8 protein-coding genes are annotated in these 7,995 nt (G+C 42.6%); 4 read left to right on the plus strand and 4 right to left on the minus strand.

The window, feature by feature from the left end; all coding sequences use genetic code 11:
• Positions 1-91: 91 nt before the first annotated feature.
• Positions 92-520 carry a GNAT family N-acetyltransferase gene (locus AB3112_RS06085; protein WP_084972740.1) on the minus strand — a complete coding sequence of 143 codons (429 nt, stop codon included), beginning with the start codon at positions 518-520 and terminating at the stop codon, positions 92-94.
• A 214-nt stretch (positions 521-734) separates the two neighbouring features.
• Here AB3112_RS06085 and AB3112_RS06090 point away from each other — a divergent pair, with 214 nt between their 5' ends.
• Entirely contained in the window at positions 735-2,123 is a 1,389-nt protein-coding gene (locus AB3112_RS06090; protein WP_057911115.1) for a L,D-transpeptidase family protein, read from the plus strand.
• Positions 2,124-2,215: 92 nt separating this feature from the next.
• Positions 2,216-2,746 (plus strand): DUF3267 domain-containing protein, encoded by a 531-nt coding sequence (locus AB3112_RS06095; RefSeq protein ID WP_367334113.1) that lies wholly within the window; start codon positions 2,216-2,218, stop codon positions 2,744-2,746.
• Positions 2,747-2,815: 69 nt separating this feature from the next.
• Here AB3112_RS06095 and AB3112_RS06100 read toward each other — a convergent pair whose 3' ends face one another.
• The 3 genes from AB3112_RS06100 to AB3112_RS06110 all read right to left on the minus strand — a co-directional run bounded on the left by AB3112_RS06100 (position 2,816) and on the right by AB3112_RS06110 (position 6,742).
• A complete protein-coding gene (locus AB3112_RS06100; RefSeq protein WP_057910092.1) occupies positions 2,816-3,139 on the minus strand; it encodes a DUF4870 domain-containing protein in 324 nt (107 codons plus the stop codon).
• 11 nt (positions 3,140-3,150) lie between these two features.
• Positions 3,151-3,621, minus strand: coding sequence for a hypothetical protein (locus AB3112_RS06105; RefSeq protein WP_084972737.1), 471 nt, complete (start codon positions 3,619-3,621; stop codon positions 3,151-3,153).
• A 163-nt stretch (positions 3,622-3,784) separates the two neighbouring features.
• Complete coding sequence (locus tag AB3112_RS06110; RefSeq protein ID WP_367334114.1) at positions 3,785-6,742, minus strand: MMPL family transporter; 2,958 nt, start codon at positions 6,740-6,742, stop codon at positions 3,785-3,787.
• Positions 6,743-6,920: 178 nt separating this feature from the next.
• Here AB3112_RS06110 and AB3112_RS06115 point away from each other — a divergent pair, with 178 nt between their 5' ends.
• Together AB3112_RS06115 and AB3112_RS06120 are read left to right on the plus strand one after the other, a co-directional pair.
• Positions 6,921-7,499: a TetR/AcrR family transcriptional regulator gene (locus AB3112_RS06115; RefSeq protein WP_084972735.1), complete on the plus strand. Its 579-nt coding sequence runs from the start codon at positions 6,921-6,923 to the stop codon at positions 7,497-7,499.
• A gap of 212 nt (positions 7,500-7,711) precedes the next feature.
• A partial coding sequence (locus tag AB3112_RS06120; RefSeq protein ID WP_367334115.1) for a DUF2316 family protein occupies positions 7,712-7,995 on the plus strand: 284 nt, incomplete at its 3' end.

The raw sequence follows: 7,995 nt of genomic DNA on the forward strand, positions 1-7,995 counted from the left end.
AGCTGTCAACGATGATTCATGCGCTTCGTTCATCGTTGGCAGCTATTTGATTTTGTAAAAATGGTTCATTTGATCAAATGGTTAAAAAAGCTTACAAATCCTTTTCCACGATCACGCACGGAACGCCGTCTTCATAAAACACATCTGAAGTGATTTCATAGCCGAGTCGTTGATAAAACTTAACTGCATCCATTTCGCTATGAATGAGCGAATGCGAAAAGCCCATTTCTTTCGCCTCATCCTCTAGTGCGCTGACGACTTTTCGACCGTATCCGTGACCACGACTTTGCTTTAAAGTCGCAACTCGACCAACTTTTAGCGTCTGATCATCATAGGTTTCAAACCGACAAGTGGCAGCGGGCACCTTTCCGTCGAATAGTACCGCGTAGACCATCTCGTCAGAATCTTTATCATCAAATTCGTCCGTCCAGGCAATTCCCCGTTCCAAAACAAAAACAGACATTCTGATGTAAGCAGCAGCGGCCCGAGCCGGTTTTGAACGCTCCACAATTAGTTTCATAATCTTCTCCCAATTCAATTGAATAGCAAATTTTTTAAATAACCCTTAATAAAAGTGCAAATTAATGGTAACATAAAAACCTACGTTTCAAAATGATGAGCGAAACGTGAAGATTTGTTTAAGTATTTAAATACCAAGCCCTTTTGCTAGATTGAATAGCGAAAACTTCGTAGAATATGCTTAGAACAGTATCCAAAGGAGGTTGGCATTCCCAATGTCACGTAGAGAAAAGTTCGGTAAAAAGCCAAAGAATAAACTTCTAAGACGAATTGTATTGGCAGTTGTCCTAGTTCTTTTTGGCGGCTTTATTGGGTCCCACTTCTATTTTCAAAATCATTTTAAATTTACCAAAATCAATGATGTTGATGTTTCCGGTCTAACTGTCGCCCAGGCAACAAAGAAGTTAAACACGTCTCATATTGATGAAGATGGCAATTATTTAGTTGTTCGGGATTCCAAAATTAAGGTTAATCCCAAGGATGTTAAGAAATTATTCAAGGATCGCAGTTCGATGAGCATGATGACTTCAGCCAAGCTAAGTGCCAAGTCGGATGTGACTCAAAAGCAATTGAACTACCGGTTAAAGACGTTACTTCCGAAATTTGAAAATCGTATCGACCAAATTAACACCGGTCGTAAACAAACCGTTGACGCCAAGGTGCTATTACAGGACGGCAAAATGGTTGTTAAACCAGGCGTTAAGGGAAATACATTGGACAAGGCGAAGATGGTTAAGGACTTCAAGAAGCAGGCAAAGAGCAGTCTCTTGATTTCGGTTAAGATGACAAAGGATGGATACGTCAAACCAGATAGCCAACAGGTGGCCAATCAAAAGAAGCAACTTGCCAAGACTTTGGATAATACAGTTACCTTGAAAACCTATAACAAGACCTACAAGTTTGTCGCCAAACGTTGGGTAACGAATGGGTATCCAACTGCCAACGGGACGTATAAATTTGATTCCACCAAAGTTAAAAAATGGGTTGCTAAATTTGCATCTAAAGTGAATACGCTTGGAAAACCCGTGACAATTACGACCCATCAAGGCAAGCGGGTTCGAATTCATGCTGGTGGAACTTATGGTTGGCAGGTTAATCAAAAAGCATTAACCAAGAATATTTTGAAGAATATGCAGCGGTCACATTCAGTGACGATGAATTTGAAACATTACGCAGTTGGGACCGGGTATGGTATTAAGGGTTCCGGTAAGACGTACGTGGCAATTGATTTGTTGAATCTTCATGAATACGTTTATAAGGACGGCAAGCTTAAGGCAAACATTCCAATTATGTCTGGAACGTTGTCGGGCGGTAATCGGACCCCACAAGGTGCATTTTATATTATGTACAAGCAGCGTCACGCGACCCTTCGTGGGAAAAATAGTGACGGTTCGAAGTACGCTTCACCAGTCAGCTACTGGGAGCCATTGACCAACTCGGGGGTTGGCCTGCACGACTCGCCATGGCAACCGGCATCGGTTTATGGAAATCCAAGTGCACGTTCCCAGTACCATTCACACGGGTGTTTGAATAATCCACCGTCACAAATGCCTAAGGTATGGAAGTACACTCATACACTTGAACCAGTGTTTATTTATTACTAAACATCATGAATCCTGAGCGGTTTTAACTGCTCAGGATTTTTAGTGGTGGTGTGATATGATTGACCTAACAATTCAAAACGGGGTGGTCCAATTTGCATTTATACAAACGAATTGATTTGATGAACAACCGAAACTTGATCTTTGGATTAAACGTTCTGGCCGTGATTGCTTTTCTTGGTTTCTTGTGGCTGTTTGGGATGATGGCCGGTTCATTTACCTTTAGCCTTAACGAAACGGACTTAGCGTGGTTGTTAGTTGCGATTTTGGTGATGATTACGCTCCACGAGGTGATTCACGGACTGTTCTACAAGATTTTTAAACCAAACGGGAAAATTAAGTTTGGGTTCAAAAATGGCCTGCTTTTTGTCACCAGCCCCAAGTCATTATATACAAAACGACAATTTGCGTGGATCGGGGCCAGCCCGTTTATTCTGATTACGTTAATCTTAATGGGCTTGTTTTATGCCGGAATAATTAACCCAGGATTTTTCGTGATTATTGGGGCACTACACAGTGCCGGATGCGTTGGCGACTTCTATCTCCTGTGGGTGATAGTTAGAACGCCAAGACATTATTTTGTATGCGATACGCAAAGCGGCATGGATATTTATTCTCAAAATTAAATGACGGCAATCAAAAGAGGTCGGACCAAAACGTTTCGTTTTGTTCCGGCCTCTTTTGCACGGATAAAATTAATCTTCCACAAGAATTCGGATGCCCATGTATAGATTATAGATAAACATCCCCAGATCCACTAAAACCACCAGTGCGATCAGGGCGACAAATAAGAAACCAGTGTAGGCTGCTTGCCGAGAAACCATTCCCATAATCCCAACCACGAGCAGCGTTAAAATCGTTAGGATAACTGGAATCAGGTGCAGCGTAAAGGCTCTTCTAGCTGTGTCATGCATGTCCTGATTGTGATCGGTCACGATCCAAACGATAAAGGGGAAGATGAACGGGGCAAACATAATTGACAGGTAAGACAATGCATTAACGATTCGATTCTTTGTCATGGTAGACTCCTTTAATTACTGCCGTAAGAACGATAAACAGGTGACCTGAATAAGTCAACGTAGGACCCACCGCCAGAATAATCTCGAAGAACGGTGATCTTTTGGCCCTCAACTTTTCGGTGGGCGATTCCCCAGCCGTGGTCACTTTGATAGGCTTTTTTGGCATAGGCATTAAATGTATAGCGATTGGTTCCAATGATTTTGCCGACAGCTAATTTGCGATAACCTTTCCAACTTGATTTGTAGAGAGTGTGCTTTTTACCCTTGTATTTCTGAGTGACTGAATATTGATTGATTTGGGTTAGGCAAAACCTGCCATTAACGTAGGAATACCAATTGCCACGCCAACTGGTCGAGGTTGTCTTATGAATGCTGGCGACCTGATAATAAGTGTCCGCAGCCTTTGCAGGTTGGCTACGAAACATCAGTATCATAAGCAAACTTGCTGCTGCAACAGTTGCGATCTTTAACAATCTAGTCATCAAATTCTCCTAATCGATACGCCAGCCATTAAATTCGGCTGGTGGGTAATTTCTTTAGATGATACTCAAAAACTATAGCGTACGTTTAGGGGATTTGTCAAATCTAACGCAATAAATGTACCAAAAAAGGCCCCTAATCTTAGAAGGCCTTTTACAGAAAGCATTATTCATTATCTTGATTTTTGGCGCGTCTGGTTGGGTGCGCTTTTTCTTTTTCCGCAACGGACTTTTGATACATCTTATCATTGACGTATGGGTAGGTCCACTTAACCATTGCTGACATGATAATTGGTAACGTCAATACCAGAATGATTAAACCAACGATAACGGTCATTGCCACTTGAATCAACGTCAAGACATTTGACGGAATCAACGCAGCAAATGTCCCACCCAAGATAATAGCGGCTGAAATAACGACCGTTCCGATGATTGTGGCGGAATTAAGGATTCGACGACGAACGTCAGGGATGGCGCCCGCATCACCCCGATACCGCATCATTAGGAAAATACTGTAGTCCACTCCGAGGGCAACCAGCATGATGAAGCTGAAGAATGGTGTGTTCCAAGTTAACATGTTTTGGAATAGCAGATACCCGGACAACCACTTGGTAATCTGAAGTGATCCCAAATAGGTGATTGAAAGTGTTCCGATAATCGTGATTGCTTGGACCAGTGATCGGGTAACCACCATCAGGGCCAAACCAATCCCGACCAGCATGATGACAACGGTTCTGAAGAAGTCACCATTGGCGGTTTTTTGAAGGTCAGCTGTTTGTGAGCTTTGACCGCCAACGGCAACCTTAGCATTGCTCAAGCTGGTGTTTTTCATTTTGGCCTGAACATCCCGGGTAATCGTTCTAATCCGGTTAGCTGATTCCGTGGTACTAGGATCACTGTTCAAAATAACGGTGATCTTCGTGATCTTACGGTCTTTGGACATGAAGGCGTCAAGAGATGGGGTAAATGAGGCACTCTTGATACTTTCGGCAGGCATGTAGAAAGTATTACCAAGGTAAGATTTCTGCATTTCTTTGAGGTACTTGTTAACAGTATCGGTTCCGTTGTTAACTTGATCCAAGCCGCCGTTAGCGGATGTTAAGCCGGTTTGTAATTCCTGCATCTGACTTTGTAATTCTTTCATCTTACTATTTAAAGTCTGGACTCCGGTATTGACCGTTGAGCTGCCGCTTGCGACACTTTTGGCACCAGATACCAAAGATGCGCTGTTGGCATTCAAACGGCTGGCACCGCTGCTAATTCGGCTTAAACCACTTGAGAATGGTGAAACCTGTGAATTGAGTCGACCTAATCCGGAAGATAATTGTCTTGAGCCAGATGATAAAGCGCTCATTCGACTGCGAAGGGCTTTCATACGAGCTGTTTGGCTGCGCAGTTGTGAAATACCGGTATTGAGTCGCTGACTACCACTGGCTAAACGACCAACACCTGATTGAAGATTAGACGTACTTGAACTCAATTGTTGTGAGCCGCTGGCTAAACTGCTGACGCCGGAAGTATACGTTGCGACGCCCTGACTGAGTTGTTGGGCGCCCGATTCAAGCTTGCTGGCACCATCGGCCAGCTGCTGAACTTGGGCAATACTTTCGGATGTGCCGGAGTTGGCGAGCTTTTCATTCGCACTCTTGAGTCCTTTTTGAACCTTCTTGATACCTTTACTGGTCTGGTTTAACCCATCCGTTAAACTCTTTAACTGACTTCTTAAATAAAGCTGGCTGATCTTGGTGCCGCCTGGGCGAGTGACTGACGCAACGCTTTTAACGCCCGGTTCAGAGTTGAGATAACCGGTTAATTGATCGATCTCTGCCAGGTGTTCCTGGGTATTCAAAGGTTTTTTATTTTGAATGTAGACGGTGGTTGGGCCGGACATTCCAGCTGGATAGTGATCCTGGATCACGTTGTAGCCGGCTTTTGACTGAATGCTGTTTGGTAATTCGTCAGCGTTATTAAAGTTGAGCTTCTGGTTGCCGACAAACAAAAGTGGCAAGGCGGCTAAAACTAAGATTCCCACCATAATAAAGGTGTGTGAAAGGGTAAATTTGGATAAGAAATTCCACAAGAAGCTGCGATCGTGGGCTGACAAATCCTTACTTGGCCAAAACAGTTTGCTGCCAAGTGTTGACATGAAGAACATGTTTAAGGTCAATAAAACCAGCAGTAAAATAGCAACGCCGACGGCCACTGCAACACCGGAACGATAAAACGAGAATTTGGCGAGCCCCAGCGCAGCAAATCCGATCAAAACAGATGATCCACTGTAAAGAATGGTTCGACCGGCATGACGTTGGGCCGCTTTGGCCGCGGCTGTTGCTGCCGCACCATTTTTAATCTCTTCTTTAAATCTGTCGTACAGCAGAATATTGTAATCAGTTCCAATCCCGAATAGGACCACAACCAAAAAGATCTGGGTAAAGTTGGAAATTGGGAAATTCATCCGCTCAGCCAAGTTGGTGACCAAGCTTAACGAGACTAGGAAGGAAACCCCGACGGTTAGCAGGGAAATGACTGGAATTAAAAATGATCGGAAGACGATAATTAACACAATGAAAATAAAAATGGCGGCAATGATTTCAGTCTTCTTCAGTCCTTCTTCCGTTACCGTTGAAAAGTCATCATTGAGAATGTCCGTTCCAGTCACATACGTTCGCAGACCTGACGTCTTAATCTTGCTCAAGATCTTGTCGGTTTGGCCACGGACCTTATATTTACTTGGAAGGGTGATCATCACCATCTGGGTGGTATTGTCTTTTGACTGCAGCTGCTGCTTAGAGGCAGCATTATCACTCGGTGCAGTTACCGAAACAATATGTAATTCCGGATCATTCTTGATCGCATTGGTTGCGTCTTGAATCTGGAGCGACTGTTGGTCAGAAATTTGACCGTGCTTATTATTAAACACCGCAATCAATGTTCTGACGTTTTTTCCGCCCTCATATTTCTTTTGAATCTTATTGGCAACCTGGCTTTGAAGCGATGACGGGATCTGCACAGATCCTTTGTCACGAACAAGCTGGGGGATATTTGGCAACGCAAAAAGTGCCACAATAACCAGCCCGACCCAGATGATGAGTGATAGCATATGCTTTTCTTTGAACTTCTGCATTAAATTTCTTCCTTTCATGTTCTGATGATCAAGCTGCGACGCTTGCTTAAATTTAGACACTTGTACAAACTAATATAAGATGATAAACTCGGCATAAATATGGCGCAAGGGACAATTTGTTGCGTTCGTTTAAAATTAGACAAATGAGCATAAATGCAAAAACGTTGAGGAAATAATAATGAAATATGATTTATCTAAAAAACCAACTCGTGGTGCACAACGGACGTTAACAGCGTTTTGTGGAACGATGCTGAAATTACTTTCAGAAAAGTCCTTTGAAAAGATCAGCGTTAACGAAATTTGCGAGATTAGTAACTTTCCCCGCGCCACTTTTTATAACTATTTTGATGATAAATATGACCTATTGAACTACTGCTGGTACGTAATTGCTCAAGAAATTCAAGTTGATCAAGCCCCTGAGGCTGTCTCAAACAAGTCATTGATTATTTATTTTGATCGTTTGTATGACGTCTTCAAGAGCCACGAGCAGTTGTTGAATAACATTTTGCAATACAACGACTTTTCTGGACAGCTTGGCAACAGCTTCATCAATTACTTTAAAAATAAAATGCAGGAGATATTCACGACATCCATTGATTACTCCAAACTTGGTTTGCCGGTGGAGCTGGTAGCCGACCACTGCAGTGAAACGGTGATTTTAGTCTTAAAGTGGATTTTTTTGAAACACCAAGTTGCTGATAAAACGTTGGCCCATGAATATTTGAAAAAGCTGTTTGATCTTGATGAACTCCTTTGAAACTTGAACGTTGTCCCAAATGTTCAATGACTATATAGTAACATGTTCCAAGTAGATTTGAGCCTGCTTTTCGTGAAAAATGTCTTTTGGGAAAGCAACATCTATTATAGCAAACTTGAGCTTTCATTTGTGCGTCAAACTCGATTGTGTTAGCATGCTACATAAGTGTTTTTTTAATGCTTACTAATTTCAAGTGACGAGGAAGTGACAGAATGGTTCTAACCAGTGATGAGGCCGCTGCCGTCAAAGACGAGTTGCAAGGAAACTTTGACCTTTCAGGAATTACCCTGAAAATGGCGGCCATTGACCTCAAAACGACCCCTGAGCATATTCAAGACGTGTTGAACTTAAAAAATTGTCGTAGAGAAGAGCCGTGGGTGCTTCGTAACTACCTAATTCAAATTATCTTGCTTCAAGAAAAAGAACCGTACGCATTCTCAAAATTAATTGGAAATCCGAAACGCTTTGGGTTTTTAAATAACCAATTTATTGAGAA

Source organism: Lentilactobacillus sp. (assembly GCF_040773105.1).
In the GTDB taxonomy this organism is placed as follows: Bacteria; Bacillota; Bacilli; order Lactobacillales; family Lactobacillaceae; genus Lentilactobacillus; species Lentilactobacillus parabuchneri.

Coding starts and splice junctions, on each gene's coding strand:
- AB3112_RS06110 (WP_367334114.1), bottom strand. CDS start 6,742: ATGCAGAAGTTCAAAGAAAAGCATATGCTATCACTCATCATCTGGGTC.
- AB3112_RS06105 (WP_084972737.1), bottom strand. CDS start 3,621: ATGACTAGATTGTTAAAGATCGCAACTGTTGCAGCAGCAAGTTTGCTT.
- AB3112_RS06090 (WP_057911115.1), top strand. CDS start 735: ATGTCACGTAGAGAAAAGTTCGGTAAAAAGCCAAAGAATAAACTTCTA.
- AB3112_RS06115 (WP_084972735.1), top strand. CDS start 6,921: ATGAAATATGATTTATCTAAAAAACCAACTCGTGGTGCACAACGGACG.
- AB3112_RS06085 (WP_084972740.1), bottom strand. CDS start 520: ATGAAACTAATTGTGGAGCGTTCAAAACCGGCTCGGGCCGCTGCTGCT.
- AB3112_RS06100 (WP_057910092.1), bottom strand. CDS start 3,139: ATGACAAAGAATCGAATCGTTAATGCATTGTCTTACCTGTCAATTATG.